Source organism: Streptomyces fumanus, assembly GCF_014655295.1.
GTDB lineage: Bacteria > Actinomycetota > Actinomycetes > Streptomycetales > Streptomycetaceae > Streptomyces > Streptomyces fumanus.
In genome coordinates this window covers 1-25,101 of the sequence record NZ_BNBI01000017.1, presented here as the reverse complement: position 1 = coordinate 25,101, position 25,101 = coordinate 1, and the positions used below count along the sequence as shown (strand labels likewise).

Here is a 25,101-nt window from a genome sequence, read left to right as displayed (position 1 = left end):
AGTTCGCCCAATGGATCGACTGTCCGTCGGGGTGAGAGTGCGTTGCTTGGCGCCGGGCGTCCGGCGCCTTACAGGCAATAAGGCTGTGTCCGTGTTCCGATCTTGCCGGACCGCTTCGGGCTCCCACCGCATCCAGACTGTTCCACGGCGTTCAGATGCCGCCACCAGACAGAGTTCCGCCCCCCCGGTCGCAGTCTCACATCCAGGTATGCGCATCGCCAGGTGTTCGCCTCATCCGCCGAGTGCGGACGCCCAGTCCTGGCGCACGCCCGAGAACCACGACCGGTGCTCCGAGTTCATGGAGGTCATCGGAGTGACGGAAATCAAGACGGCGGAGGCGCCGGCCACCGAGCGGCCGTGGCTGGTCCTCGGCATTCTCTGCATCGGCTTCTTCATGTCGTTGCTGGACGGAACCATCGTCAACATCGCCATCCCGACACTGATCGGCAGCCTGGACGCGTCCTACGACCAGGTGCTGTGGATGATCGACGCCTACATGTTGGTCTTCTCGGTGCTGCTGATCACTACTGGGCGGCTCGGGGACATTTTCGGCTACCGGCGCCTGTTCCTGATCGGTATCACTCTCTTCGCCGTTGCCTCGGCTCTGTGCGGGCTGTCTGCCTCGCCCGGGCAACTGCTGGCCGCGCGGGTGCTGCAGGGGTTCGGCGGTGCGCTGCTGTTTCCCCAGGTCATCTCATCGATCCTGACGATCTTCCCGCCCCCGCTGCGCGGCCGGGCGTTCGGCTTGTTCGGGGCGATCGTCGGCTTCGCCCCGATCGTCGGTCCAGTCGCCGGCGGCCTCATCCTCGCCCACCTCAGCTGGCGCTGGATCTTCTTCGTCAACGTGCCCATCGGTGTGATCACAGCCCTGCTGACTCTCCGCTACGTCCCAGTCATGCGCTCCGGCCGCAGCCACAACCTCGACCTCATCGGCGTGGCACTGGCCACCGCCGGTCTCACCGGCATCGTCTTCGGACTGATCGAGGGCGAGCGGTACAACTGGGGGACGATCAGCGGCCCGATCAGCGTCGGCTCAGTCATCACCGCCGGCGTCGTCCTAGTGATCCTGTTCGTGCTCTGGCAGCACCGGCAGAAGAAGCGCGAACCCCTCATGCCGCTGGGCCTGTTCCAGACCCGGAACTTCTCCGTCGGTAACGGTGTCGGATTCGTCTTCCAACTTGGCATGATCGCCATCGCCTTCGTCCTCGTCCTTTATCTGCAGACGGCCCGCGGTTACAGCGCGCTGGAGACCGGTCTGGTGATGCTGCCCAACGCCGTCCTGACCGCCGTCGGCTCCACCTACGCCGGCCGACTGTCCGACAAGTACGGCGGCAAGTACGTTCTCATGGCCGGACTGACGCTGCTCTCCGCCGGGTTGCTCGTCCTGGTCGCCACCACCGGTCCGCACGGCAGTGCCTGGAGCCTGCTCCCGGGCCTGATCATCATCGGCATCGCCAGCGGAGCCACCTTTGCCCCCCTGCAACAGGCCACCATGGACGGAGTGAACCCTCAGTTGGCCGGCGCCGCGTCAGGCGTCTCCAACACCACCCGCCAGATCGGCGGCATCCTGGGCACCGCCGTTCTCGGTGCCCTGCTGTCCGCCCGACTCAATGCGGCCCTTGCCGACGAGGCCGCACGCCAAGCGGCTCAGTTGCCTTCCCACCTGCGCGACACGTTCGTGGCCGCCACCAGCAGTACCGAGCACTTCAGCCCGCCCAACCCGCCCGCCGACCTGAGCGCCGGTGAGACAGAGCCCTTCGAGCGTCTGAGCAACGAAGCGTTCACCACGAGCTTCACGAGCGCCATGCACACCACGTTCCTGGCCTCCGCCGCCGTTCTCCTCGCCGCCACCGCCTTCTGCGGCCTTTTCACCACCCCGCCGAAGGACGACACCGTCCAGGAACCCACACCCGATCAGGAAGCGCACAGCGCACCCCAGGATTGAATCGGACGACACCAAGGGGAGCGGGCGCGCGACGCCCGCTCCCCTCCACCACGCCCCCGCAGAAGGTCAGGCCCGGACAGCGACACCGCTCGCTTTTGATTCAGCGAGCGCGCGGCGGCCGCCGACCGCAACGAGGCCGGTGACTGCAACAGGGATCGCACCGGCAGGGTGCTGGTGGTGCCGGGGCCGGCGGCGTGGGCGGGGACTGATCAGGGCGGCCAGGGCTGCGCTGGCGGCGGTGAAGGCGGCGAGGGTAGGCACGGTCACCTCTTCGGGGACGTTCTGACAGGTCGGGGTTTTCGTAACGGCTGGCGGCGCATGGCCGCCCCGTGCGGCGGGTGGGTTCACCCTTTGGTGCGGCAAGTCGGATGAACGGCTTGGGCGGGCGGCGCCGCTGGGTATGCGGGGGCCGCCGGCCGTGCTCTGGTCGAGGGGTCTGTGCCGGCTATGCGGTTGTTGCCGTCCGCGCCGGGAGCCCGGGCGAGCTGGTCGTGGGGGTGCGGGCGGGCTGGTCAGCCGCAGTCATCGCGGTTGATCCTCAGAGAGCGGGTCTGGTCGTTGAGGCTGTAGCTGCGCAGGTCGTGGATGGATCCGCCGCTGCGGGTGACGCACACCCAGCGGCCGCTGTACTTGCGTTTCTCGTAGACGCGGGCGGTGCGGTCGGAGTTGTTGCGCACGGAGCTGCCGCGGTCGCGGATGGAGGAGGGCAGGTCTTCGACGCTGCCGTCGAAAGCGCGGCGGACCCAGGGCTGTCCGCCGAAGCTGATCGCGGGTTAGATGTAGACGTAGCCGTCCGGGCAGGTGATGTCTGCCGCGGCGTGGGGTTTGCTGGAGGCGGAGGCCGGGACGGTCAGCGGCGTGAGGGCGAGGGCGGCGACGGTCGCGGCACGCATCAGAGTCTTCAGCACGTCCCACAGATAGCGCCCGCCGCCGTCTGGGCGGGCCGGATCGGCGGTGGGTTCACTCCGTCGAAGGAGCGGCTCCTGCCAACTGCGTGCGCCTGGCCAAGCTCACCGGCACACTTGGGGCAGTCCGCCGGCTCCTGCCCCGCTACGGCCTCGACGACCCGTGTTCGCGCTTGACATCACGCCTGCACGCTCGCCGCGATTATGAGTCGCGACCGTAGGCCGTCGCCACGTCATGGACGAGCACGCCGACGGCACCGCGCGCAGGTGGTCGAAGACCAGTGAAGCGGAGAAGGCAGTCCGCAGAGGTCTATCCGAGCCGGTGCGCGAGACACTCCAGCGCGCCGTGCGTGAGACGGCGGCGGCCGCCGTGAGCGACGCTGACTTCTTCGAGCAGCTCGCCACGGCCGGACTGCGCGTGAAGCAGAGGATCGCTCCGGACGGCAATGTGACCGGCTACTCCGTGGCCATGCCCGGCGACCCGTGACGGCGTACAGAAACCGGTGTGGTTCCCGGGTGTTAGGCTCACTTGCTGCAATCTCTCCTTTGCGGGCAAAGCCCCCGCTGGCGCTCGCTGCCGTAGAGCAACATCTGCGTCCCGACCTCCGGCTACACGAAAACCCCACCGGGTCTGACAGGGGTTCACGCTAACCTCAGTGGTCCCAAGAGTCCACTAACGTGACGTAAGGACATGCAATCAGGGGGAGTTGGCTTGACCGCCCAACCGGTGACTACGACCCCGGGCACCGGCACGCCGGTTGTGTTCCGGTACGCGCTGATGCCCGTCGACGGGAACGGCATTGCAGTGCCGCCGGTTGCCGCCATGCTCGACAATGGCGCTGGTGGCGCCCAGGCGCGCGTCCTGGCGCCGGGGGAGGTCCTGCCCTACGGGACCGTCCCGGTGCTGGTGACCGACACGACGGTGTACGGGGTGACGCGTCTGGGGAGACCCTGCTGCGCTGGGGGCCGCTGCCAGGCGTCGTCGGTCGAGCCGAAGAAGACGTCGTTGTGGTCGGTGAGGGCCTTTCCAGAGGTCTGTCGGTGACAAGGGCGGGAACGCGCGACACAGGGCTGCCCGACCGCCCCCGACGGCCGGGTCAACAGGCATGTCAGTGACGTAAGTTAGCCTCGCCGTCGTGGAGATCGGACTGGACTGGATCGACTACGATCCCGAAGCCTGCCGGGTATGCGACGAGTGGGTACACGCGGACGAGCGGAAGTACGGTCGCACGTTGTGCCCCGTGTGCGGCCCGGCCGTACGGCAGGCGAAGCGATTCCGCCTCCCCATCGAGCGAGTCAATGCCATCCTGAGAGTCCAGAACGACTACTGTCCGCTCTGCGGCGAAGGTCCGGGGGACGACGCTGCGGAGGGGCCGATTTGGTGGCAGATCGACCACGATCACAATTGCTGTACGGGGTGCCCGCGTTGCGTTCGGGGGCTTCTCTGCAAGCCGTGCAACACCAGACTCGGCGGCTACGAGAAGCAGTTGCGGCAACTTCGCCTGCGATGGTCCGTGCCGAAGGTGGACGCCTATCTGGCAGCCCCGCCAGCCCAAAGCGCTCACGCGCGCAAGCTCCACCCGGACGATCTGGGGTGGGCGCGGGTCAGGTACACCAGCCTCACCGGGCGCACGCTGACCTGGGAGCGTCCCGAGTGAGAACCCGCGCCTAGCGGTAGACCGGCTTGGGCGACGAACGCACCACGGCGAACTGAGACGTGTGAGCGTCGTGGGCTGCGGTAGTCCGCGCTGGGGTCAGATGAAGGCCGTGCGGTTCAGTTCCGCGATCCTCTCGCAGCGCCGGTCGTCGAGGGTGCGGCCCCATTTGGCTTTGGAGTAGTACACGGATCGTCCGGTAGTGGGCTCGCGGAAGTCGATGTTGCATCCGACGTCTGTGTGGGGGTGATCGCACAGGCAGGTGCACCGTTTGTGTTCGACTTCCCAGCCGACTCCGGTGGGGCCGTCGCCCAGGAGCCGGATGAGTTCGAGGCACGGCGGGCCGTCGGTGGTCTCCAGTCGTACGTTGCCGCCTACGGCGTGCCAAGCGTCAGTGCTGTTGACCAGTCCCGACGATCGCCCGGATGCGGCGGAGCAGGGGCGAGTAGATCGAGGGCGGATCGCAGGGCGAGGCGGTGGCTGCGGCGTAGGCGGCGCGTTCCTCGGGGGTCCAGTCCGGCTTGGGTTGCAGCAGGTCGTAGTCGGGGGCGAGGCGGTCGACGGAGCTGGCAGTCCGACGCCAGATGCGGCTCTGCTCTGACTGTGCGAAGGCCCACGGCCTGGCGTGACTCCCGAGGCCGCCCGCTCGCGACCCTCACGCGGCGGGCGGCTTCTTCCTGCGCGGCCACCACCCCGACCTCCGACCAGATCCGCCCGCACCCCGTGCACCGCGCCAGAGGCCGCGCCCCGTCCCCACCCTGCACCTCGATCCGGCCCCCGCAGTCATACCGTTCCTCCAGGACCCGGGACTGGGTGGCGATGTCCAGCGCCCGCTCGACCCAGCCCGCGGCACTCCGGGCGACTGTGGCGATCCGGTCGGTCTCGACCCCGGTGAGCGGACGGAACGGGCCCGGCGCGCGGCCCAGCAGCCAGAGTGCGGTGTACGGGGCGTCCGGCCGAGGCCCGGTCCACCGCTAGCGCCGCCGGTCCGTGGCGAAGGCCGGCCATGAAGTGGGCGATGTCGGCGTAGTAGGGATAGTTGACCGTAGCCTGCCAGCAGCGGGTGTCCGGCCGGAGGTCGCCGGCCCAGGAGCTCGCCGTTCTGGCGATGCGCGGTCTCGTAGAGATCGCTGCAGATCCGCACCGCGCCGCCCCGGCCGGTCCAGCGCCGCCTGAACCAGGTCGGCGATCTGAGTTCCGCGCCCGGGCTGCCCGGCGACGACAACGACGACGGGGTGGCACTGAGATACGGCGCCCCTCGTGAACGTCGGAATGATCATCCGCTCCAGCGTCTGGAGGCTCTCCGCCTCGGGCAACGGGCCCAGGACGGCTGCACTCCGCTGGTCGCGTCCCGCTCTCCGTTGCCGCCAGCGGCGGAGCGCAAGCGGCTGCGGGTTGCGCACGGCCTGACGCTGGACGAAGTCGCCGCTGCGCTGAAGGTGCGCCGGGCCACGGTGTCCGGCTGGGAGTCGGTGAAGAAGCCGACCGAGCCGCGCGGCCTGGAGTGGGAGGCGTACGCCCGGCTGCTACGGCAGCTCACGGAGCTCTACCCCGCATCCGCAAGGGCGGAGAAGCCGGCGGCCCCGGTACTCGCCACGTTCACCCCCGGGCCCTACTCGGCAGGCGAAATGCCGGAGGTTCCGGACTCCCTGATCGACGAAGTGGTCGCATCCCTTTACCCCACCAGGTCGTGCCGTACTGGAACGCAGAAGGCAGCCCCGGCGGAAGCGCGGACTCTGTCCACAGGAGAGGCGTCCGAGGCTGCGTCCATGACTGCAACCGAGAACATCCAGACCCCTGCCCCCGTCGCCGCTGCTCCGGCGGCCGCGCCGCGTCCGGCGCGCACCACCAGGCCGTCGTCGACGTCGCGCCGCCCGGGCGCGCGGAAGGCGGCCCCGGCCGACACCCCGGGGGCGGCTCCGACCCACGGTTCGAGAACGGGCCGCTCGCGGTCGTCGACGTCGAGGACGGCAAGGTGCTGGCGTACTGCACCGGCGGCCCAGTCCTGGACGTACCCGCCAAGAGCATCCCGGCCCTGGTCGACTGGACGCTGCGTGAGGCGAAGCTCGGTCAGCCGAAGCTCGCCGGGCCGGGCAAGGACGCCGACCTGCTGATCGTGCTTACCGAAGCCGCGCTGGAGCGCTACGGCCTCCCCGTCACGCTCACGGAGGAGGAGAAGCACGCCGGGCGGATCCCGGAGGGCCACAAGGTCATCAAGCAGCTGGTCCGCGCGGAGTGGAAGCTGACCAAGCGCGGCTTCGGCCCGTGGGCGCGGATCTACCGCCCCGCCACCGGCTCGGAGCGGGCCTGCGTCCAACTCTGCATCCCCTCCTGGAACGCGCTGGACACCCGGCACTGGGGCGCGGCCGGGCAGCTCCCCCCGGCCGAACTCGCCCGCGTCCTGGGCGTGTACGCCTCCCGGGTGATGACGCCGCGCGGCTCGACCGCCGTGACCGGCCTCGAGCTGATGACCGCGCTGCACCCGCCGACGCGGGCCTCCCAGCCGGACGCCGACGGCAAGCGGCACTCCGAGCACCACCCCGGCTCGCTGGGCAAGGACGCCATCGACCCGATGAACTGGCCGCCGTGCGAGGTTCCCGACGGCCACCCGGTCCTCAAGGACCTGCCCCGGTTCCACGTGCGCGGCCCCGAAGTGAAGCTGTTCGAGGAGGCGTACGACTGGGCGCGGCCGATGACCGATGCCGAGTGCACCCTGCGGTACCTGGTCGGCATCGACGTGAACATGGCCTTCGCCGCCGGCGCGAACGGTCTGAATGTCGGTCTCGGTGAGGCGACGCACGTCAAGGCCCCCGCGTTCGACCCGAAGCTGCCCGGCTCATGGCTGGTGGACCTGTCCCACGTCGACCTGTCGAAGGTGAAGGTCGCCAAGGAGTGGGTGGGGCTGGACGACTCGCTGCTGCCCTCTCCGTTCACGCCGAAAGGCGAGCGCCCGGACGGGCCGGCCTGGTACGCGACACCCACCGTGGCGTACGCCCAGGAACTCGGCTACGACGTCGCGCCGATCGAGGCGTGGGTCCGCTACGACAACGGCCGCTACCTGGACGGCTGGTACAACCGGCTCCGTGACGCCTACCTCGCCACGATGGCCGACCTCGGCGTCGACGCCGACCTCGCCCCGGCCGGCTTCCTCGCCGCGATGGACGGCTACAAGGACCGCGACCCGGACCTGGCGATCGTCGTCTCGGCGATCAAGGCGACGGTCAAGGGCGGCCTGGGCAAGCTCCGCGAGCGCCCGCGCGGCGAGGGTTGGCGGCCGGGCGAGCCGTGGCGCGCCCTGTCCCGCCCGACGTGGCGGCCGGACATCCGCGCGGCGGTCATCTCCCGCACCCGGATCAACCTGCACCGCAAGATCGTCCGCCACGCGGCGTTCACCGGCCAGTACCCCGTCGCGATCCTGTCGGACTGCGTCGTCTACACCGCCGACGGCACGTCGCCGCTGGACTTCCTGCCCTACCGGGAGGGTAAACCGCTGCCCGGCGGCTTCAAGCTTGGCATCAACCCCGGCCTGGTCAAGCACGAGGGCACCCAGACCGTCCTGTGGGGCGAGGAAGTCCGCGAGCAATTCAACGCCCCGGAGCTCAACCTCGCCCGGTACATCAAGGACGGCACCGTCACCGACGCCGACAACGGAGAGTAGGAGAGGGCGACGATGAGCCTGTTCGGGGACGGCCTGGAGGCCGCGGTGCAGAAGGCGTTCACACGCCCGGCACCTAAGAGCGCGGGCGCGCAAATGCGGTACCTGGTCAAGCAGCTCAAGGGCACCAAGGCGGTCGCCCAGACGCTGCGGGTCTCCCAGCGCACCGTCGAACGGTACGTGAAGAACCAGATCAGGAAGCCCCGCCCCGACCTGGCCGCGCGCCTGGAGCGCGAGGTGAAGAAGCGGTGGCAGCCGCAGATCCGGGCCAAGGCCCGGCAGAAGGCGGCGACCACCGGCGGCATCGTCATCGACACCCGCGCCCGCCTCGGTTACACCGCGCCGATCGGGTCGACGGACCAGGACCGCATCCGACACCTGACCGTCGCCCTGCCTCCGCAGTACGCCGCCCGCCTCTTCGACGCCCAGGAGGCCGGCGCCACCGACCAGCAGCTTCAGCAGATCGCCGCCGAAGCACTCAAGGAGGTCTACTTCCAAGACGGCGGCAGCCGTGCCGGCTCCCTGGAGGAGGTGCGCTTCACAGACATCGATCACCTCGAGTTCGAGCTGTAGCGGTCGCGCCCCGAACAGCCCGCGAGCCCCGGTGCTGAGCCGAAGCAAGGTAGTTTGACATAGGCAGTCTTGTGGTCACCTGCGAGATGCGGTCCCGGAAAGTCTCAACTTTTGACGGCCTCTGCGATCTGCTGGGCGGCCTGCGCGGGGGTGAGGTGCGTGGTCTCGACGACCTCGGCCTCGGCATGCAGCCACGTGCGGGCCGCCTCGGCGTAGGGCTCGAGGTATTGGAGACGGAACGGGGAGTTGGGGCCGAGAACGGTGTCGCCGGCGATGCGCGCGCGAAGGGTGTCCTGATCGGCATGGAGGACGAAGTGCCGGACCGGAATGGCGTGCTGAGCGAGGCCCGAGCTGATCTCGCGCCAGTACTGCTCGACCAGGACGGTCATGGGCATCACCAGGATGCCGCCGGTGTAGTCGAGGACGCGTCGGGCGGTTTCGACCACGAGGGGCCGCCACGGTGGCCAGTGCTGGAAGTTGTCTGTCGCGGGCAGTCCCGGCGTGATGTCCATGAGCGTCTCGCCGACCTTCTCGGCGTCGAACACCCGTGAATCGGGGATCAGTCGCTGCACGAGCACACTGGTCGTCGTCTTGCCCGCCCCCGTGGGTGCCGTTGAGCCATACGATCATGCACTGACGCTAGCGTCGCGCGAGTCTGTGGGGGCGGCTTCTGGTGACACCTTGCCGCCAGCTTCTACGCGATCGGCGAGCCCCTCGAGCACGGCCTCGCCGTCCGCGGCTACGCGCTGTCCGGTGACTGCCGCGCCCTGCACGGCACCGTCCTGTAGACCACCATTCCCGACTGCTCCTGGTCGTGCTGCTCGCCGACGATGATAGCCGTCGTCGGGTGCAGCGGGTGGCCCAGGTGGTTGTCGGGCGGCAGCGCGGATGCAGCGCAGCATTTGCATGGCTCGGTCGGCTCACAGAGGCTGGACGGCTAGCAGGTCGGCATTGCGGCGCGGCAGACAGGAGGCGGGTCTCCGCGCCCAAGGGTCGGCACATCCTCGGCCCTTGGGGGCCTCCGATGCGCCGCCGGGGCCGGAGGTTATCGGGCGGCTGCGGCTTGCTGGGTGTTGTTAAGAGGCCATGTGGCTGGGGCCAGTGGGGGCTGATGAGGTTGCAGTGCGGCGAGCGGGGAGCGGCGGCCTTTCTTCACCGAGCGGAGGTGGCCCCAGTCGATGTCCGGGGGTGCGGCGGGAATCGCGTCGACGGATGCGGTGGTGTAAAGGGCGACGTCGACGGCACCGGCTCGGCTGGTGCCGAAGCGGACCTTGATGGACTGCGGTGAGCTGAGCCAGCCGAGCCGGATCATGTGATCGTAGTCGGCCCGGTGGCAAGCCGACGGGATCGCGGATTTCTGGTGGGGAAGTCCACGGAACCGGAGGGTGGGTGCGCCTTTGGAGGCAGAGTAGCCCGTGGGTTCCTGGGCTGGTCAGGCCCGGGTCGGGTCCTTAATCGTCCGGTCTCGGATAAGCCCGGGCATCGTGTTGTGCTGACCTGCGGTGCTCGGACTTGAGTGAGACGGGACTCGGCGATATGTCTCACTCAAGTCCCGGCAGGGGGTCGTGCTCTCGCAGTCCGTCGGGTAGTGGTCGCCTGGGGCCGTGATGGGCTCAGACGTCGGCAGGTGTGGCGTCGATGGCGGCCGGGTCGAAGCCCGCCGCGGCCAGGACGTCGGCAGCGACTCCGCGGCCGACCTGGGCGAGGCCGATCAGCAGGTCGTCGCAGTCGATGCGGTCGGATCCGTTCTGCTCGGATCTGGCCTCCGCGATAGCGATCGCCTTGCGGGAGTAGGGCGTCCAGGCGATCCGTTCAGCTGCCTGGGAGGCGCCCATGCTCAGCCGGGTTCCGACGGACCGGTGGACGGCCTCCGGCGGGACGTTGACGGTCTGCAGGAGCCGGGTGGCACTGTTGTTCTGCGCGGTCAGTCCCCAGAGCAGGTGCTCGGTACCGATGTAGTTGTTGCGATGATGCACCGCTGCCTGCTTGACGTGGACCATCGCCTGGCGGAGATCGTCCGTCATTGTCTCGGGGCTGTAGCGCTTGTGGGGTGCGTAGAAGCGCTGCTGGACCGCCTGTCGGGTCACGCCCAGTGCGGCGCCGATGTCGGCCCATGAGGAGCCGTGCATCCGGCAGTGCTCGACGTAGTCCTCGACCAAGTCGTCTGCCAGCGCCTGCAATTGACCTGCGAGTTGGGCGGCAACGGCCAGCAGAGCGAGCCAGTCGGGCTGTTCCTGTGCGCCGGGGCGGTGCGCGGTGTCGCATCTCCGGTCGACTTCCGCGATGAGATCGTCCAGATCCGGAAGAGTCATGAGGCAAGTACGTCTTGACAGTTTGGAATTGTCAAGGTCAGCTTGCGTAGCTGACGGCTTTCAGACAATCTTGGTCAGCTCAGATGCCCGGAGATCTCCGAGAGTGCCCGGCCATCACAGAGACAGGGGATTGATGAAGCGGTGAGGGTGGGCGCTTTGACGTACTTCATTGCCGTAGTGGGAGCGATCCCGAAGACGCGCATGAGGTGGACGGGATCGGCCGTCTCGTGCGCTTCGTCGAGGATCCGGTCGAATCCCAACTTATGTGTCTGTAGGACGATTTCCTAGAAGATTAGTTGGATGCTGTATTTGGCGACCGGTGGCGCCTCCGCGTCGAGGGCGGTGACCTGTGTGACGAACAGATGCGGGTTGGTGCTGCAGGGTCAGCGCTCGGCTCGCTCTCGGAGCCAGTCTGAGAGGAGCTTCAAGGTCAGCTCGTCGAGGTAGATGGTGTGCTTGTAGCCGCGGCGATGAGCGAGGAGTCGGCCGGCGGACCTGTTGAGATCAGTCAGATGCAGGCGCCGGATCTCCGTCGAGCCCAGTGCGTGGATCGCGACCAGGGCGACCACGGCTTTCGCTATCGCGGTTGGCGCCCTGTCCAGCAGGCCGGCGAGGTGGTCGGACGGGATCCGGCGCGGAGCGCGTTTCACGTGGGTGGCGGAGACGTTGCGGGCCGGGTCTCGGAAGACGACCTGCTCTCGCTTCAGGGCCCGGAACAACGATCGCAGTGCTCCGTGAACGCCGTGGACGCGATTGCCGGTGTGTACTGTGACGGCGTCTTCGATGTCCTTCGGGGTGATCTCGCGAAGACTACCGATCCGCTGCGGCGTGCAGGTCTGCCGGGCCCGGGTCGTGTCCGAGCCCGTCACCGACTACATCCGCTTCGAGCACGCCATCACCGACGCCAACTGCCGCGCCGGTGAACAGGTCCGCTGGCTGCCCCGCCGCCGCGCCTCCACCCTCGCCCTTGCCCGGCAACGCTTTCTGGCTCATCGACGACCGCCTCGTGCGCTGGAAGGTCTTCTCCGGCGACGGCGAGGTCCTCGAGCCCGACCACACCGACGACCCCGCCGCGGTCAAGCTGTGCGTGGAGGCGTTCCGCTCGGTGTGGGACCTGGCCATCGACGACGCCGACTACCGCATCTGACCGACGTACGACCCAAGGGCCGCCACCTCATGACGACCGCCTCCCCCTCGTCCAGCGCACAGGCGGCCCGTGAGGCGCTCGCCGTTCGGCTCATGCACCTGCGCAAGGACGCCGGCCTCACCGGGAAGGAACTCTCCGCCCGGTGCGGCTGGCACCCCGCCAAGACCACCCGCATCCAAAAGGGCGCGATGCTGCCCTCGGACGCGGACATCCGGACCTGGTGCGCGGCGTGCGGCGCCGACGACCAGGCCGACGACCTCATCGCCACCGCCCGAGCGGTCGACTCGATGTACATGGAGTGGCGCCGCCTGCACCGCAACGGCATGCGCCAGGTTCAGGAGGGCTGGTACGCCCTGCACGAGCAGACCCGCCACTGCCGGGTCTACGTCTCCAACCTCCCGCCCGGCTTCCTCCAAAGGCCGACGTTCGCCACAGCCCTGATGGAGCAGATCACCCGCTTCCAGGGCACCCCCGACGACGTCGCCGAAGCCGCCGCCGCCCGCGTCGCCCCCTCCCGGTTCCTCTACCAGGGTGGCCACCTCTACGTCGTCCTCCTCGAGGAATCCGTCCTGCGCTACCCAACCGCCGACCCTCACGCGATGCGCGGGCAGCTGCGCTACCTCCTGGCCGTGATGCCGCTCGCCTCGATCTCGCTGGGGATCATCCCGTTCACCACGCAGCGCACCGTGTGGCCGCTGGAGGCGTTCTACGTCCACGACGACGCCATGGCCGTGGTGGAGACGCTCACGGCGGAGATCAAGGTGACGCAGCCCCGCGCGGTCGCCGACTACGCCAAAGCGTTCGCCGGCCTGGCGTCGATGGCCGTCTACGGCGACGCCGCCCGCGCCCTCATCCAGGCCGCGATCGACGCCCTGGAGTGAAGTCCCGCAATTCTCCGCAACTTCGTTGAGAGCCCGGACCACAGTTGCGTAGCGCGCGACGGCACCGACGGACCACCAGCCGGAAAGGCGGGGCCTCCATGCGCGCACACACCGACTCCACCGCCCCGGCCCGGGAGGACCGCGGCCTCCCATCGCCCGCCTACGGCGTCCCCTCCCCGGCCCTGCTGGCCCGCGCGGACCGCGGCTTCGCCCGGTTCCTCGGCCAGCACGGCGAGGACCAGGACGACGGAGCCGACGGCGGCGAGGACCCCCAGCGGTGACCGCCGGCCACCCGCACACGACGCTCCCGGCATCGAGGCCCGCCATGCACACCAGCGCCCACACGGTCCTGCATGACCCCGACGGTCTGATCGAAGCCGGGCTCCCGCTCGACCGCGAACCGTACGAGTGCCTCGTCAAGGCCGTCCTCGCCTGGACCGACCAGAAACCCTCACCGCCCGCGCCCTGGAGCAGATCGCCCTCCAGCTCACCGGCCACGCCCGCGCCGTCGTCTCCGACGTCCGCCGCCGCGCCGACCAGCTACCCAAGGGCAGCGGACCCAAAGCGCTCGCCGACGTCGTCCTGCGCGAGGCAGAAGGCCGGCTGTCCGCACCGATCGAGGGCACCGTGCGCTGCGTCCAGAACCGCGCCCGCCTCGTACGCGCCCTCTACGAACGCCTGGACCGCCTGGACGCCGCTGCCCCGGTGTGACCTGCCTTCCTGCTCACGGCCGGACTGTCAGTGCCCGCCCGTACCCTGTCGCCCAAGCACCTGTGACAGGAGGGCAACGTGGCCCGCAACGGCATCAACAAGCGTGAACTCGACAAGTGGGCCAAGGGCCTGGTCAAGGAAGCGAACAAGAGTCTGGAACGAGCAGCTCGCCGCAACCGCGCACGTGTGCCCGTCCAGTTCGAGGCCACCACGGCAGGAGGCGGTGCGCTGAGCGGCGGCGGGGCGATCGAGAGCAGCGCCCATCTGGCGCGGCTGCTGATGTGGTTGGACGCCTATGCCCAGCAGCATCCTGGCGAGTATGTCGACGTCGCCCGGTTCGTCGAAGAACACGAGCTGGCCGAAGACGCCTCTGTGCTCGCCTTCCAGCTGGAGCAGCGCGGTCTGGCAGACCTCGCTCGGATCTTCGGGAGCGGTGCGCCGCACGTTCACCTCACGGATGAAGGCCGCGTCGCCGTGCATGACCTGAAGAACTTGCAGAAGGATCGCGCTGCTCGGCTCCGTCACACGATGGACGCCTTCCTCCGGTGGCTGTACGACGCCGCAGGCGACCGGTCGCCTGCCGACCCGGGCCTGTTCCTTGACACCCCCGGTGCGTTCTTCGCCGGAACCGAGATTCCCAGACCGCCCTCGAGCAGGCGCTGATCCACCTGGCAGAGAACGACCTCATCGAACCCATCGGCGCCGATCCCGTCACGGTCGCCATCACGACTCAGGGCGTCAGCTGTGCCCTGTCAGGAGGAAGCGTGCAGGACCACACCAACCAGCAGCGCCCTGGGACCACCTACAACAACTTCCTGCCGAACGCGCAGGGCGTCATCATCGGCGAGCAGCAGAACGTCATGCAGAACAACACCGTCGGCATCGACCCGAGCGCGTTCGTTCAGCTGGCCGGTTACGTCGGTCAGATCAGCAGCACTCTGGGCATCTCCGAAGCGGACCGCGCGGAACTGGAGCGCGTTGCCCAGGAGCTCCACGACGAAGCCACGTCGGCGAACCCCGAGCCGGACCGGATGCGGCAGTTCACGACCCGGGTCAAGGCCATGCTGGTAGATGCCGGGGCGACGGCCGCTGCCCAGGTCGGCATTCAGATGGCTGAGCAGGCCCTGGGCACACTCGTGTAGAGCGCCACGGAACAGTCAGAGGGTGTTTTGACCCGCTGTTTCGCCCCGTTCTGTGCATTTAAATTCGGTTCAGGCTCCTCGCCAGGTTGGTATGGATTCGCGGGCGAGACGGCGGGTCATGAGGGCGATCATCGTGATGTAGATCATGGCGGTGGAGCGGGTGGGGAGGGCTTCGTAGTCGCGGGCCAGGCGCCGGTGATGCATGAGCCAGCCCAGGGTGCGCTCGACCACCCACCGACAGGGCAGGACGGCGAAGCCGCGGGTGCCGGGAGTTCGTCGGACGAATTCGAGGTCGATGCCGAGACGGGCGGCGTGGTCGACGAGGTACTCGCGATAGCCGCGGTCGGCCCAGCCCTTGCGCAAGCCCGGGTGGTCGGCGGCGATGCGGTTGAGCAGACGCTCGCCGGCGACGGAGTCCTGGATGCTGGCGGCGGTGACGAGCACGGTCAGTATCAGGCCGGTCGTGTCAATGACGACGCTGCGCTTCCGGCCGACAATCTTTTTGCCCACGTCAGCGCCTTGGTCGCGGGCGGGGACGTTGGTGGAGGTCTTCACGCTCTGCGCGTCGATCACGCAGCCGGTCGGCTCCAGACTGCGGCCCTCGTCCTGGCGGACCCGGCGCCGCAGAAGGGCGTCGAGCTGCTCGAAGATGCCGTCGCGCGCCCACTTGCCGAAGTGGCCGTAGACCGTGTTCCGGTGCGGGTAGTCGTGCGGGAGGTAGCGCCAAGGGATGCCAGTGCGGGCCACGTAGAGGATGGCGTCGCGCAGGTCGTGCTGGGGCGGGGTACCGATGTTGAGGCCATGGCGGGCCTTGTCGCCCCGCCCGCTCGTCAGAAGGGGTTCGGCCAAGGCCCACCGGGCGTCGGACAAGTCGCTGGCATACCGTCGGCGTTCACTCATACTTCCCAGGAGGCGGCAGCCATAGGCTGCCGAGCAGGGCGCGCAAGACCGAAGTTGAGGCATTACGCGCAGCCAGAGCACCTTGGGATGAAACAGGAGCAGATGGGGCGCAACAGCGGCCTCACAGTCCCTGCCGCCGCAGCGGCACCGTGGCTCGCTCTAGCCTCGCCAATCACTTACCCCAAACTGTCGTGAAAGGTTATGAAAACGGACTAAACACCCTCTCAGCTTGTTCTTTTTCTTCCGGCCTCGAACGGCGTCCCGAACTTGATCGCTCAGGAGGGAGTTCGGCGGACGTAGGGGCGGCCTTGGCGTGATCCTTCGTGCTGACCAGAGCGCGAGTTTCACCACGTCGTAAGACGTCCCAAGGCCGCCAGGGGTGAGTCTGCTGCATCACGATGTCCGGCAGGAAGCGTTCGCGGAAGCGTCACGCTTCCGGGGAGAGTTCTACGAGTGCCTGACTGCCCGACGGGATGAGTTGTTCGAGCTGACCGACGCCGTGTTGTGTGTCGACGGTCCGGTCACCTCGCCGGTGGAGTTGACGCTGATACCCGAACACCGTCGTGGTCACGGCGCGTTGTACGGAGCCCTCAACCGCGGCCGGATCGACGTCGGCCGGCTGCGGACGGTGCTCGCCGGGCTGCCGCTGCCCCGGTTTGAGGGCGTGCGCTTGGTGCTCGCGGTCGATGTGTCACCTTGGCTGCGCTCGGACGCGCCGTGCTCGGACCAGCGGCTGTTCTGTCATGTCTACGGGCGGGCGAAGTCCGCCTCCCAGTTCATCCCGGGCTGGCCCTATTCCTTCGTCGCCGTCCTGGAGCCCGGGGCCACCTCGTGGAGGTCGATCCTGGACGTGGTGCGGCTCGGACCCGAGGACGACGCGACCGCCCTCACCGCCGCCCAGCTCCGCGCCGTAGTGCGGCGCCTCATTACGGCCGGCCAGTGGGCGCCCGGCGACCCGGACATCACGATCGTCATGGACGCCGGCTACGACGTCATCCGTCTGGCCTGGGTCTTGCGTGATCTGCCCGTCGAGGTGGTCGGGCGGATCCGTGGCGACCGGGTGATGCGCTGTCCGGCGCCTTCGCGCGAGGAGTTTCATCGAGCCCATCCCCGCGGCGGTCACCCGCCCAAGCACGGGCCGGAGTTCCGCTTCAACAAGCCCGAGACCTGGCCCGAGGCGGCGATCACCACGGCCACCGACACCACCAACTACGGCAAGGCCGAGGCCCAGGCGTGGGACCGGGTCCACCCGCGCCTCACCCACCGCTCGGCGTGGCTGGAGCACGACGGTGAACTCCCCATCGTCGAGGGCACCCTGGTCCGCCTTCAAGTCGAGCACCTCTCCAAGGACCGGGAGGCACCACCGGTGTGGCTGTGGTCCTCAAGGACCGGAGCCACACCGGCCGACGTGGACCGCTGTTGGCAGGGATTCTTGCGCCGCTTCGACCCGGAACACACCTTCAGGTTCACAAAACAGACACTCGGCTGGACCACCCCGAAGATCCGTACGCCCGAGGCGGCGGACCGCTGGACCTGGCTCCTGGTCGTCGCCCACACCCAGCTCCGCCTCGCCCGACCGCTCGCCGCGGACCTCCGCCGCCCCTGGGAAAAGCCGGCCAAGCCCGAACGCCTCACCCCGGCCCGGGTGCGCCGGGGGTTTCGAAACATCCGAGCCCACCTGCTCTGCCCCACCCGTGTTCCCCAACCTCGGGGCGCCGGCCCCGGACGGCCGCCCGGAAGCAAGAACCGCCGCACCGCACCCCGCTACGACGTCGGCAAGACCGTCAAACGCCCCGAGACCCTCAAGGCCATCGGCAAACCCGGTAGATCCTGGTAGATACCGACCACGCGACGCCGAGAGTAAAGATTAAGCTCACCAGACGATGACATTGCCGCCTTCGGCTGTGGTGTGTACGGACGCGGCAACGATTGTTGAGAAGTCCAGCATCTGCTGTGAGTACGGGCTAGTGCCGCGGCTGGAAAGGTTCGCCGGGTTGGCGAGCACTGTCCTTTCCTGGTAAATCTAACCTCGGCTACCGTCCGTCCTTGTGCCCGTAAACTTGAGCCTGGTCGTCGGATTTCTGACTCTGTCGGCAGTGCTGTCGGTGATCCCGGGACCATCTGTCTTGCTTGAGACCAGTCGCGCCATCACCGCGGGGCGTCGGTCGGCGATGTGGATCGTCCTGGGGAATGCTTTGGGTGGTCTTGTGCTCCTGGCGCTCGTGCTCGCCGGCCTCGGAGCAATCGTCGCAGCGTCGGCCGAACTCTTCGTGGCGATCAAGGTGGTCGGTGCGTGCTATCTGTTCTGGCTGGGCTTTAGTGCCCTGCGCGCCGCCCGGTCCAGCTCGGTGAACGAGACCTTCGCCGCAGCCGATGCCCCGGACAGGACGTCGTGGGCTCGTTCGGTACGGCAGGGCCTTCTTATCGGTGTCGCCAACCCGAAGAGCATCGTGTCGCTGATGGCCGTCCTGCCCCAGTTCGTTGACCACTCGCGCGGAAACCTCGTTCTCCAGATGTTGGTCCTCGGACTCGCTGGAGGCGTGGTCCAAACAGTTATTGAAACCACCTGGGTCTGTGCTGCTGGATCCATGCGGAATTGGTTTCTGGGGAAAACCCGTCGCATCCGGGTTCTGAAAGCGAGCGGCGGAATCGCCATGATCGCGTTTGCCAGCAAGCTCGTAATCGAAAGCCCGTAGATCCATCGCTGTCATGGCCCCGTCGGTCAGTCGGTACGTCACGGCGTGCCTGCCGCGATGCTCTTTCGCAGGGTCAGTCGTTTCGTACTGGGCGCCCGCCCCAGCGAATGCGCTCCCCGCTGCGGGTGCGAGCGCGCTCGCGACGCTGGGCGGCCAGCACATCGGGATGGTGAAACGGGACGGCTTTTGAAGCATTCGGTGACGTACCTCCGTGTCGTAGCCGCTGACCTCACCAAGGTGATCCAACTGCGGGCGTATCGCTCCCCACTCGACCAGGAAGTCATCGACCTCCCTCGGCTCGGCCTGAGGGCTGTCGCCATCGAGCCGGCTGGATTGCAGCTACCGCGCCACGGCTGGCACACAGGGCAGGAATTTCGACACTCTGGTGGCTCTGCGTGAAGCCCGTAGATAAAGAACAAGCTGAGAGCGTGTTTTTGAACTCTGGCCGTGAGGTGCGTACGGCTGGATGATCTGGGTTGTGGCGTCTGGCGGGGTGGGCCGGCGGTACTGCCGGGAGTGTGGTGATCCGCTTCCGTCGTCGATGGCGGCGGAGGCGGTGTTCTGCTCGGGCCGGTGTAGGTCGAGGCGGTGGCGGAGGCTTCGGCGTACTCGGCAGCGGGTGGCCTTGATGCAGCGTGGTGATCAGGCTGAGTGTCCGGTTTGCGGCCGGTCGTGGACGGTGGGGGTCGAGCGGTCGCGGTCGGCTGTCTACTGCTCGTCGCGGTGCCGGGTCCGTGCCTGCCGTCAGCGGCAGGCGTCACGCAACGGTGTTTCGGAAACGCTGTAGGCGAACGGCACGGAAACTCCACAGGCCACAGCCGTTTTGCACAGCCTTCAGGGGCGGGCAACGGGTGCTTCGAGCGCCCCTGGTTCGCGCTCTGCCCCGTCATGTCAAGTCCGCGTCACGGTGGAAGCGGACCTGGGCCGGAGCCCTCATTCAGCCGCCATCGGGTGGTTGGTCCGGCCCGGTGAGGGCGGTGATCATCGTGTCAGACCGGATCGGCAACGTCACTCGAACGCGTTACGAACAGCTCGTCGCCGAAGCCCGCGATCTGATCAACCAGATGGCGAAGGCACAGTTCGCGCTGGGTGACAAAGCTCTGGAGATCGAGCCGATGCGGCCGGTCGGCGGGTCGATGCCCAACGGCACCGACGACCTGTTCACCGTCGAGGAGTCGCTGCAGCTGTTCGCCGACGACATCGGGGTGGCCCGCTCGACGGTCGAGGATTGGCGCTGGACCGCCTCGCGCTGGCCCGAGGCCAAGCGCAAGGACGGCGTGTCATTCACCGTCCACAAGATCCTGGCCTCGATCCAGGACGAGGACGAGCGGTGGGCGGCGATCGAGGACGCTCCTTTCAACTCGCGCTCGGGCAAGCGGCAGTGGACTCCCGATGCGGCGAAACGGCTGGTCGGGCAGCGAGTCGACTGGCCGGTGACGGTCGAGGAAAAGGTCCAGGCCGTCACCGACCTGACTCGCGATGAAGAGGTCGCCTCCCGGGTGACAGTCGACCTGCTGGCGCGGCCGGCCACCGCCGCCCAGATCACCCCCGACGACCGCGTCCGCGTGGTGCGCGAGCTCACCCGGGACGACGACGTCGCCAAGCAGGTGACCACCGACCTGCTCAAGCGGCCGGCCGTTGCGAGGGAGACGATGCGGGACGACACCGCCCGCTTCCTGGTCAACCGGGCCCAGTTCGACAACTCCGCCCAGGTCCGCGAGACGATCCGCGAACGCACCCCGGCCGTCCGCAAGATCGAGCACACCATCGAATACCTGGACCTGGTCGGCTCCTGCCATCAGTTCGTCGCCACCCTCGGCCGCCTGGTCCCCAGGATGCGGGGCCAGGAGTTCAGCGAGGACGAGCGCGAGACCGTCCGCCGCGGCATCTCCAAGGTCCGGGCCGCGGCCGACTGGCTCGAAGCCGCAGTCGACAACGGCGAGTTCACCCTGGACGAGCAACTGGCCCAGCTCCTCAAGGGCGAGTAGGCAATGCCCCGCCGCCGGGAGGCCCGGCCGCTGGATGAGCAGTACGGCGACCTGGTCCGCGTCGCCCTGATGGAAGCCCGCCCCGCCGGCCTGAATACCCGCCAGCTCATCACCGCCACCAGCCTGACGAAATCCCAAGTCACTCGGGGGATCAGGCACCTTCGCGATGTCGGAGCGGCCGAACACCTCACCCCGATCATCTGGCGCCGCCGGGACGGCTATCTGTTCTCCGACGAGCCCGCGGACTGGATCGAGTACGAGAAGAAACAGTTCCGCCTCATCCTCGGCCGGCTCACCCGGATGATCACCGGCACGCTGGATCCACACCTGGCCCGCTACCCCGACGACGAATGGGCCCAGCTGGCATCCGCGCAGCTCACGGGCGTCCGCGCGACCCTGGCCCAGCTCACCAAATAGGACCCTACCCTCTCTTGCCGAGCCCTCCATGCCCGACATTCCCCGTTGCCGCCGCAGCCGCTATCCCTCCGACACCACCGTCGCCGAGTGGGCCCTGATCGAGCCGTTGCTGCCCGTCCCGGCCTGCCAGACCAAGACGGGCGGACGCCCGGAGAAATGGCACCGGCGGGACATCGTGGACGCGATCCGTTACATCGTCGACAACGGCGGCAAATGGAGGGCTCTGCCTGCGGACTTTCCGCCCTGGGAGACCGTTTACGGGTTCTTCTGGCGGTGGAACCGGGCCGGAGTGGTGGCCTGGATCCGCGAACAGCTCAGGCGCCGCATCCGCACCGGTCTGGGCGGCTGCCCGCACCCCGTGACGCTGATTGTCGACTCCCAGAGCGTGAAGGCCGCCTCCACCGTCAGCAAGACGACCCGCGGCTATGACGCCGGGAAGAAGATCAACGGTCGCAAGAGACATATCGCGGTCGACACGATCGGACTCCCCGTGATGATCACGGTGACGCCCGCCGACATGACCGACCGGGACGCGGCCCGTGAACTGCTCTGGCGTCTGCGGCTCACCCAGCCCCAGATCACCCAGGTCTGGGCCGACTCCGCCTATGCCGGACAGCTCGTGACCTGGGCCGATGACCATCTCTGGCTCACCCTGCGGACCGTCTCGCGACCCAAGGGCGCGAAGGGCTTCGTCGTCGTCCCCCGCCGCTGGAAGGTCGAGCGCACAATCGGCTGGCTGATGAACGCCCGCCGCAACGTCCGCGACTACGAACGCCTGCCCCAGCACTCCGAGGCGGCCCACCTGAACTGGGCCCTGATCACTGTCATGACCAAGCGCCTGACCCGCAAGCGGCCGGCCCCGGCCTGGACCCGACAACCGAGGCCAGCCCGCTGACCTGGCTATTCACCCGGGCTCTGCCGAGGCCGATGTCAGAGGCCGCTGCGATGATTCCGGGATGACTCCTGACTCCCTCGTCTTCCAGCAGCTCACGTCGCCCGGCGATGCCAGCCCTGAGCTCCGACGCGCTCTCGCCGAGTGCTGGGTCGAGGTCACCAACGCAGGCGGCGCCGCAGGTTTCCCGTTCCCGCCCGTCGACGCGGCCACCGTGACGCCGACCCTCGATCGCATAGTCGATCAGCTTGCCCCCGACACCAACCGAATCCTCACGGCGACCGTGAACGGAGAACTTGCAGGCTGGCTCAACGTCCGCCGCGACCGGTTCGAGCTGATCGCGCACTGGGGAACCCTCCACCACGTCCAGACCCGAACTGCCCTGCGAGGGCTGGGCATCGGACGAGCTCTCATGGAAGAGGTGCGCAGAGTCGCAAGGGACGAGATGGGTCTGGAACAACTGCACCTCGCCGCCCGCGGCGGCGTTGGCCTGGAGGACTTCTACGGGCAGCTCGGCTGGAAGGAGATCGGCCGATGGCCTGCCGCGCTCCGCCTCAGCGCAGGCGACGATCGCGACGAGATCCTCATGCTCCTCGCCCCGCTCTGAGCGGCTCCAACTTCAAAAACACGCTCTGAGCACGCCCTTGACCGGCTCGCAGAGGCCGGCGTGCTCGACCAGGTGCCCGTCCACGGGGCCAGAATCGTCAAGTACATGAAGATGCCGTCCGAGCGCCCCGACGGCATGAAGCTTGAGTACCTGGCTCTCATGGCGGTATGGGCCTTCAGCCGAAGCAGCACCGCCGCCAAGATCGTCTACGCAGACCTGAACATGGACAGCACGAACACCTCGACCCGGGCCGGCAAGCGCCGCGGCAGCGTCGTCGCCCACCTGGTGCATCGTTCCCTGTCCGCTGCGCCGGACAGCTACCACACCGCCGCTGCCCAGTCCCTGCTCGTTGGCAGCTCTGCGCTGCCCCCAACCCCCGTCTGGCGGCCCATCGCCGAGGTCATGGACGCCATCACCGCGAACGCCGGCACCACCACCGGCAAGCAGGCCCTGGCCGAAGCCAGGATCCGCACCCTAATCGCGGCCACGGCCGCCGGCGTCCTCCAGGGCGCCGATGGAGCTCAGGAAGCCACCCGCGCCCGAGGAAGGGCCAGCACCTTGATCGGCAACATGGTGACCGCAAAGACGACCCGGCTCGGAGCATGGGGACGCCGCCAGTCCGAGGCCATCGTCGAGACGTACTGGAACTCCGGAGGCAAGGAGGACCCCCCACAGGTCCGCCAGGGCACGCCGGACGCCGGCAAGCGCTACGAACCGGTGACCCCCGCCGCAGGGCAGATCCTCCCCGTGACCGACGAGGGGCTGCGCAAGGCGTGGAAGCCCAAGAAGAACCAGCAGCAGCTGGAGAACAGCGACTACGAACTGAAGATCACCGAAGCCATGACCGACACCCAGACCGCCATCAACGACTACACCAAGTACCTCGGCGCGGGCGGCAAGGTCTCGCAGGCATGGAAGCCCATGATCAGCGCGCAGGCCATGCAGATGGTCGGCTCGCTGGCCAACCTGAAGGAGGAGTGATGCTGCGCTGGACCTCCACCGTCTCCAGGGCTGTCGTCGAACTCCTCGGAGACGACCTGGTCATCTCCCAGCCGCAGATACGGCAACTCCATCACACTGCGGCGCTGCTGCATCACGTCGGCATCTACGTTGCTCTGGGTCGTGCCCACGAAATCCTCTACGTCGGAATGACCGAACGCTTCGGATACGTCCTCCGCGATCGGTGCCCGGCTCGGTGAGCACCTGACCGAACCCGAGAAGCGCGACACCTGGGTGTCGGTGGTCGAGCTGCCGCTGCGCGAGGACCTGGAACGCCAGGAGGTGGCCCGTCACGAGTCTCGAGTCGGTGTCCTGCTAGGCCGCCCTGGTGGCCACCGCCGAAGGGGGAAGCGGAGGGAATCATGCCTCGGTCCTGACCAGCTTTGGTGAGCGCTACGGCGACGACTCTCCTGACGCGGCCGGGCGGTGCCCACATGGCACCGCCCGGCCGCGTCAGGCTACTGCTCACTCAAGCCCGAGGTCCGCCAGCGCCTGGAGCTTGTCCGCGGTGAGCTTGGCCCGGCGGCTCTTGCTGTTGCTCAAGAACACCCCGAGCCGGACTTCTGTGTCGTCCTCCAGCCGCTCTACGTGGGCTCTGGGGACCTTCACGGAGCCGGTGCGGGCCTTGTACTGCGCGAGGGCCGCAATGCCGCGCTCGAATGCGCTCAGAGGCGCCGGGGCCGGCTTCGCGAGCTCCTCCGGCGCCGGGGCTGGAGGCATGATGCCGAGCTGCTCCAGGCGCTCGCGCTGCCCGTCCGTCAGGGCTCCCAGACCTTCGGCGTGCGCTGCCGGGCCAGCCACTTCCCGATGTCCATGCCGTGGACGGTGACACCGGGCAGGACCTCCGGCTGGCCCTCTTCGTCGGCGACCAGTTCGCGCAGCGCGGCGTAGTGCCGCTGCCACTCCACTGGCCACTCGCGGTTCCAGTCCTCGACGATCTCCTTCAACGCGGCCTCCCATTCCGGGTGACCGTCCAGCGCGCCGGGACGGCGCAGGTTGGACAGCCACTGCCCGATCGGCTTGTCCAGCGTGGCCGCCGACCGGGGCGCACACAGCGTCCAGTGGTCCGCGTAGTACACCCGGGCCGCTGCCAGGTTCTCCTGGAAGCGTGCGTCGGCCGCCGTCCAGGCCATGCCCAGCTTCTCCAGCCGCGCCGCGCGCCGGCCGTTCATCTGCCCGGCCCCGTACGCCCGTCGCTGCTCCGCGACCCAGGTCCCCAGCGGGAACGCGCCCTCCTTGTGCTCGTACGGCACATTCGCGTTCCCGACGCGCTCGACGTACTCCTTGAGCTTCGCCCAGCCGCGCGTCCAGTCCTGCCGCTCGGTGTCGATCACGTTGAAGCTGACCCAGTTCGCGACCATCACCGGATCACGCGGAGCCGCAAAACGGAGCAGCAGGCGGGTTTCTTCCTCGTCATCGCCGGGTGCGGCACCGATGTATGCGGAGGCTGCACGTCAGCCTTCTGAGGTTCCTGCGGGATCGCCAGCAATTCCACAGCCTCTTCATCGTGAGCCCGCAGACCTTTTATCTAGGGGTGGTTGCGGGGTGCGGTGTGTTTGCTGTGGGCGACGGGCTGGGTGGGGGATTGGCTGCTGAGCGCACAAGGGCGGACATGTGTTGCTGGAGTGCGCTTCGCAGGGTGTGGTGAGTTTCTAGGGCTCGTGTGTTGTCCAGGG

At 68.2% G+C, this 25,101-nt stretch carries 25 protein-coding genes and 3 pseudogenes; 20 read left to right on the top strand and 8 right to left on the bottom strand.

Annotated features, from left to right (window positions below; translation table 11 throughout):
• Positions 1 to 208: 208 nt before the first annotated feature.
• Positions 209 to 1,945, top strand: coding sequence for an MFS transporter (locus IE316_RS30350; protein ID WP_190207750.1), 1,737 nt, complete (start codon positions 209 to 211; stop codon positions 1,943 to 1,945).
• A 512-nt stretch (positions 1,946 to 2,457) separates the two neighbouring features.
• Here the strand turns inward: IE316_RS30350 and IE316_RS36045 are convergent.
• Together IE316_RS36045 and IE316_RS36040 are read right to left on the bottom strand one after the other, a co-directional pair.
• The gene (locus IE316_RS36045; protein ID WP_190207796.1) at positions 2,458 to 2,712 is read right to left on the bottom strand and encodes a peptidase inhibitor family I36 protein; all 255 of its coding nucleotides are present in this window, start codon (positions 2,710 to 2,712) and stop codon (positions 2,458 to 2,460) included.
• 6 nt (positions 2,713 to 2,718) lie between these two features.
• Entirely contained in the window at positions 2,719 to 2,853 is a 135-nt protein-coding gene (locus tag IE316_RS36040) for a hypothetical protein (protein WP_268257659.1), read from the bottom strand.
• Positions 2,854 to 3,172: 319 nt separating this feature from the next.
• On the opposite strand from IE316_RS36040, the gene IE316_RS30340 reads away from it, so the two are divergent.
• The 4 genes and pseudogenes from IE316_RS30340 to tpg all read left to right on the top strand — a co-directional run bounded on the left by IE316_RS30340 (position 3,173) and on the right by tpg (position 8,733).
• The gene (locus IE316_RS30340) at positions 3,173 to 3,337 is read left to right on the top strand and encodes a hypothetical protein (RefSeq protein WP_190207749.1); all 165 of its coding nucleotides are present in this window, start codon (positions 3,173 to 3,175) and stop codon (positions 3,335 to 3,337) included.
• A 649-nt stretch (positions 3,338 to 3,986) separates the two neighbouring features.
• Positions 3,987 to 4,508 carry an endonuclease domain-containing protein gene (locus IE316_RS30335; RefSeq protein ID WP_190207748.1) on the top strand — a complete coding sequence of 174 codons (522 nt, stop codon included), beginning with the start codon at positions 3,987 to 3,989 and terminating at the stop codon, positions 4,506 to 4,508.
• 1,289 nt (positions 4,509 to 5,797) lie between these two features.
• Positions 5,798 to 8,163 (top strand): annotated as a pseudogene (gene tap / locus IE316_RS30330) (telomere-associated protein Tap).
• A gap of 12 nt (positions 8,164 to 8,175) precedes the next feature.
• Positions 8,176 to 8,733 carry a telomere-protecting terminal protein Tpg gene (tpg, locus tag IE316_RS30325; RefSeq protein ID WP_190207747.1) on the top strand — a complete coding sequence of 186 codons (558 nt, stop codon included), beginning with the start codon at positions 8,176 to 8,178 and terminating at the stop codon, positions 8,731 to 8,733.
• 104 nt (positions 8,734 to 8,837) lie between these two features.
• On the opposite strand, the pseudogene IE316_RS30320 reads toward tpg, so the two are convergent.
• The 3 genes and pseudogenes from IE316_RS30320 to IE316_RS30310 form a co-directional block, all read right to left on the bottom strand.
• Positions 8,838 to 9,363, bottom strand: a pseudogene (locus IE316_RS30320) (DEAD/DEAH box helicase family protein).
• Positions 9,364 to 10,346: 983 nt separating this feature from the next.
• Complete coding sequence (locus IE316_RS30315) at positions 10,347 to 11,045, bottom strand: Clp protease N-terminal domain-containing protein (protein ID WP_229910620.1); 699 nt, start codon at positions 11,043 to 11,045, stop codon at positions 10,347 to 10,349.
• A 383-nt stretch (positions 11,046 to 11,428) separates the two neighbouring features.
• Positions 11,429 to 11,914: a site-specific integrase gene (locus IE316_RS30310; protein WP_190207746.1), complete on the bottom strand. Its 486-nt coding sequence runs from the start codon at positions 11,912 to 11,914 to the stop codon at positions 11,429 to 11,431.
• Here IE316_RS30310 and IE316_RS36305 point away from each other — a divergent pair.
• From IE316_RS36305 to IE316_RS30280, 7 genes and pseudogenes are all read left to right on the top strand, one after another.
• A pseudogene (locus IE316_RS36305) lies at positions 11,874 to 11,963 on the top strand (DUF6879 family protein); the annotation flags it as partial. The gene IE316_RS30310 and the pseudogene IE316_RS36305 sit on opposite strands and share 41 nt — an antisense overlap.
• 49 nt (positions 11,964 to 12,012) lie before the next feature.
• Positions 12,013 to 12,192, top strand: a complete 180-nt coding sequence (locus IE316_RS36125) for a DUF6879 family protein (RefSeq protein ID WP_190207745.1) — start codon at positions 12,013 to 12,015, stop codon at positions 12,190 to 12,192.
• Positions 12,193 to 12,221: 29 nt separating this feature from the next.
• Positions 12,222 to 13,073, top strand: coding sequence for a Scr1 family TA system antitoxin-like transcriptional regulator (locus tag IE316_RS30300; RefSeq protein ID WP_190207744.1), 852 nt, complete (start codon positions 12,222 to 12,224; stop codon positions 13,071 to 13,073).
• Positions 13,074 to 13,171: 98 nt separating this feature from the next.
• The gene (locus tag IE316_RS30295) at positions 13,172 to 13,354 is read left to right on the top strand and encodes a hypothetical protein (RefSeq protein ID WP_190207743.1); all 183 of its coding nucleotides are present in this window, start codon (positions 13,172 to 13,174) and stop codon (positions 13,352 to 13,354) included.
• 127 nt (positions 13,355 to 13,481) lie between these two features.
• Positions 13,482 to 13,784, top strand: coding sequence for a DUF6415 family natural product biosynthesis protein (locus IE316_RS30290; protein ID WP_373311352.1), 303 nt, complete (start codon positions 13,482 to 13,484; stop codon positions 13,782 to 13,784).
• Between the two features lie 78 nt (positions 13,785 to 13,862).
• A complete protein-coding gene (locus tag IE316_RS30285) occupies positions 13,863 to 14,447 on the top strand; it encodes a hypothetical protein (RefSeq protein WP_190207742.1) in 585 nt (194 codons plus the stop codon).
• A 101-nt stretch (positions 14,448 to 14,548) separates the two neighbouring features.
• Complete coding sequence (locus IE316_RS30280) at positions 14,549 to 14,926, top strand: hypothetical protein (RefSeq protein ID WP_190207741.1); 378 nt, start codon at positions 14,549 to 14,551, stop codon at positions 14,924 to 14,926.
• Between the two features lie 69 nt (positions 14,927 to 14,995).
• On the opposite strand, the gene IE316_RS30275 is transcribed toward IE316_RS30280, so the two are convergent.
• On the bottom strand, positions 14,996 to 15,826 hold the full coding sequence (locus tag IE316_RS30275) for an IS5 family transposase (protein WP_190207740.1): 831 nt from the start codon (positions 15,824 to 15,826) through the stop codon (positions 14,996 to 14,998).
• A 379-nt stretch (positions 15,827 to 16,205) separates the two neighbouring features.
• Here IE316_RS30275 and IE316_RS30270 point away from each other — a divergent pair, with 379 nt between their 5' ends.
• The 8 genes from IE316_RS30270 to IE316_RS30235 all read left to right on the top strand — a co-directional run bounded on the left by IE316_RS30270 (position 16,206) and on the right by IE316_RS30235 (position 23,625).
• Positions 16,206 to 17,663, top strand: a complete 1,458-nt coding sequence (locus IE316_RS30270; RefSeq protein ID WP_190207739.1) for an NF041680 family putative transposase — start codon at positions 16,206 to 16,208, stop codon at positions 17,661 to 17,663.
• A gap of 259 nt (positions 17,664 to 17,922) precedes the next feature.
• Entirely contained in the window at positions 17,923 to 18,522 is a 600-nt protein-coding gene (locus IE316_RS30265; RefSeq protein ID WP_190207738.1) for a LysE family translocator, read from the top strand.
• Positions 18,523 to 19,508: 986 nt separating this feature from the next.
• A complete protein-coding gene (locus tag IE316_RS30260) occupies positions 19,509 to 20,510 on the top strand; it encodes a DUF6192 family protein (protein WP_190207794.1) in 1,002 nt (333 codons plus the stop codon).
• A gap of 3 nt (positions 20,511 to 20,513) precedes the next feature.
• On the top strand, positions 20,514 to 20,927 hold the full coding sequence (locus IE316_RS30255; protein ID WP_190207737.1) for a hypothetical protein: 414 nt from the start codon (positions 20,514 to 20,516) through the stop codon (positions 20,925 to 20,927).
• Between the two features lie 28 nt (positions 20,928 to 20,955).
• Positions 20,956 to 21,822 (top strand): IS5 family transposase, encoded by an 867-nt coding sequence (locus IE316_RS30250; RefSeq protein ID WP_190207736.1) that lies wholly within the window; start codon positions 20,956 to 20,958, stop codon positions 21,820 to 21,822.
• Positions 21,823 to 21,883: 61 nt separating this feature from the next.
• A complete protein-coding gene (locus IE316_RS30245; RefSeq protein ID WP_190207735.1) occupies positions 21,884 to 22,426 on the top strand; it encodes a GNAT family N-acetyltransferase in 543 nt (180 codons plus the stop codon).
• A 60-nt stretch (positions 22,427 to 22,486) separates the two neighbouring features.
• Complete coding sequence (locus IE316_RS30240; RefSeq protein WP_190207734.1) at positions 22,487 to 23,407, top strand: hypothetical protein; 921 nt, start codon at positions 22,487 to 22,489, stop codon at positions 23,405 to 23,407.
• A complete protein-coding gene (locus tag IE316_RS30235; protein WP_190207733.1) occupies positions 23,407 to 23,625 on the top strand; it encodes a hypothetical protein in 219 nt (72 codons plus the stop codon). The genes IE316_RS30240 and IE316_RS30235 overlap by 1 nt, the downstream gene beginning before the upstream one ends.
• A gap of 265 nt (positions 23,626 to 23,890) precedes the next feature.
• Here the strand turns inward: IE316_RS30235 and IE316_RS36415 are convergent, their stop codons facing one another.
• Both IE316_RS36415 and IE316_RS36410 read right to left on the bottom strand, forming a co-directional pair.
• The gene (locus tag IE316_RS36415) at positions 23,891 to 24,226 is read right to left on the bottom strand and encodes a helicase associated domain-containing protein (RefSeq protein ID WP_190207732.1); all 336 of its coding nucleotides are present in this window, start codon (positions 24,224 to 24,226) and stop codon (positions 23,891 to 23,893) included.
• Positions 24,184 to 24,786 carry a helicase associated domain-containing protein gene (locus IE316_RS36410; protein WP_190207731.1) on the bottom strand — a complete coding sequence of 201 codons (603 nt, stop codon included), beginning with the start codon at positions 24,784 to 24,786 and terminating at the stop codon, positions 24,184 to 24,186. Before IE316_RS36410 ends, IE316_RS36415 begins: the two co-directional genes overlap by 43 nt.
• Positions 24,787 to 25,101: the final 315 nt, after the last annotated feature.

Excerpts from the sequence above, each read along its gene's own strand:
- IE316_RS30250 (WP_190207736.1), top strand. The coding sequence starts at position 20,956 with ATGCCCGACATTCCCCGTTGCCGCCGCAGCCGCTATCCCTCCGACACC.
- tpg (WP_190207747.1), top strand. The coding sequence starts at position 8,176 with ATGAGCCTGTTCGGGGACGGCCTGGAGGCCGCGGTGCAGAAGGCGTTC.
- IE316_RS30300 (WP_190207744.1), top strand. The coding sequence starts at position 12,222 with ATGACGACCGCCTCCCCCTCGTCCAGCGCACAGGCGGCCCGTGAGGCG.
- IE316_RS30245 (WP_190207735.1), top strand. The coding sequence starts at position 21,884 with ATGACTCCTGACTCCCTCGTCTTCCAGCAGCTCACGTCGCCCGGCGAT.
- IE316_RS30295 (WP_190207743.1), top strand. The coding sequence starts at position 13,172 with ATGCGCGCACACACCGACTCCACCGCCCCGGCCCGGGAGGACCGCGGC.
- IE316_RS30235 (WP_190207733.1), top strand. The coding sequence starts at position 23,407 with ATGCTGCGCTGGACCTCCACCGTCTCCAGGGCTGTCGTCGAACTCCTC.
- IE316_RS36410 (WP_190207731.1), bottom strand. The coding sequence starts at position 24,786 with ATGGTCGCGAACTGGGTCAGCTTCAACGTGATCGACACCGAGCGGCAG.
- IE316_RS30350 (WP_190207750.1), top strand. The coding sequence starts at position 209 with ATGCGCATCGCCAGGTGTTCGCCTCATCCGCCGAGTGCGGACGCCCAG.
- IE316_RS30255 (WP_190207737.1), top strand. The coding sequence starts at position 20,514 with ATGCCCCGCCGCCGGGAGGCCCGGCCGCTGGATGAGCAGTACGGCGAC.
- IE316_RS30315 (WP_229910620.1), bottom strand. The coding sequence starts at position 11,045 with ATGACTCTTCCGGATCTGGACGATCTCATCGCGGAAGTCGACCGGAGA.
- IE316_RS30275 (WP_190207740.1), bottom strand. The coding sequence starts at position 15,826 with ATGAGTGAACGCCGACGGTATGCCAGCGACTTGTCCGACGCCCGGTGG.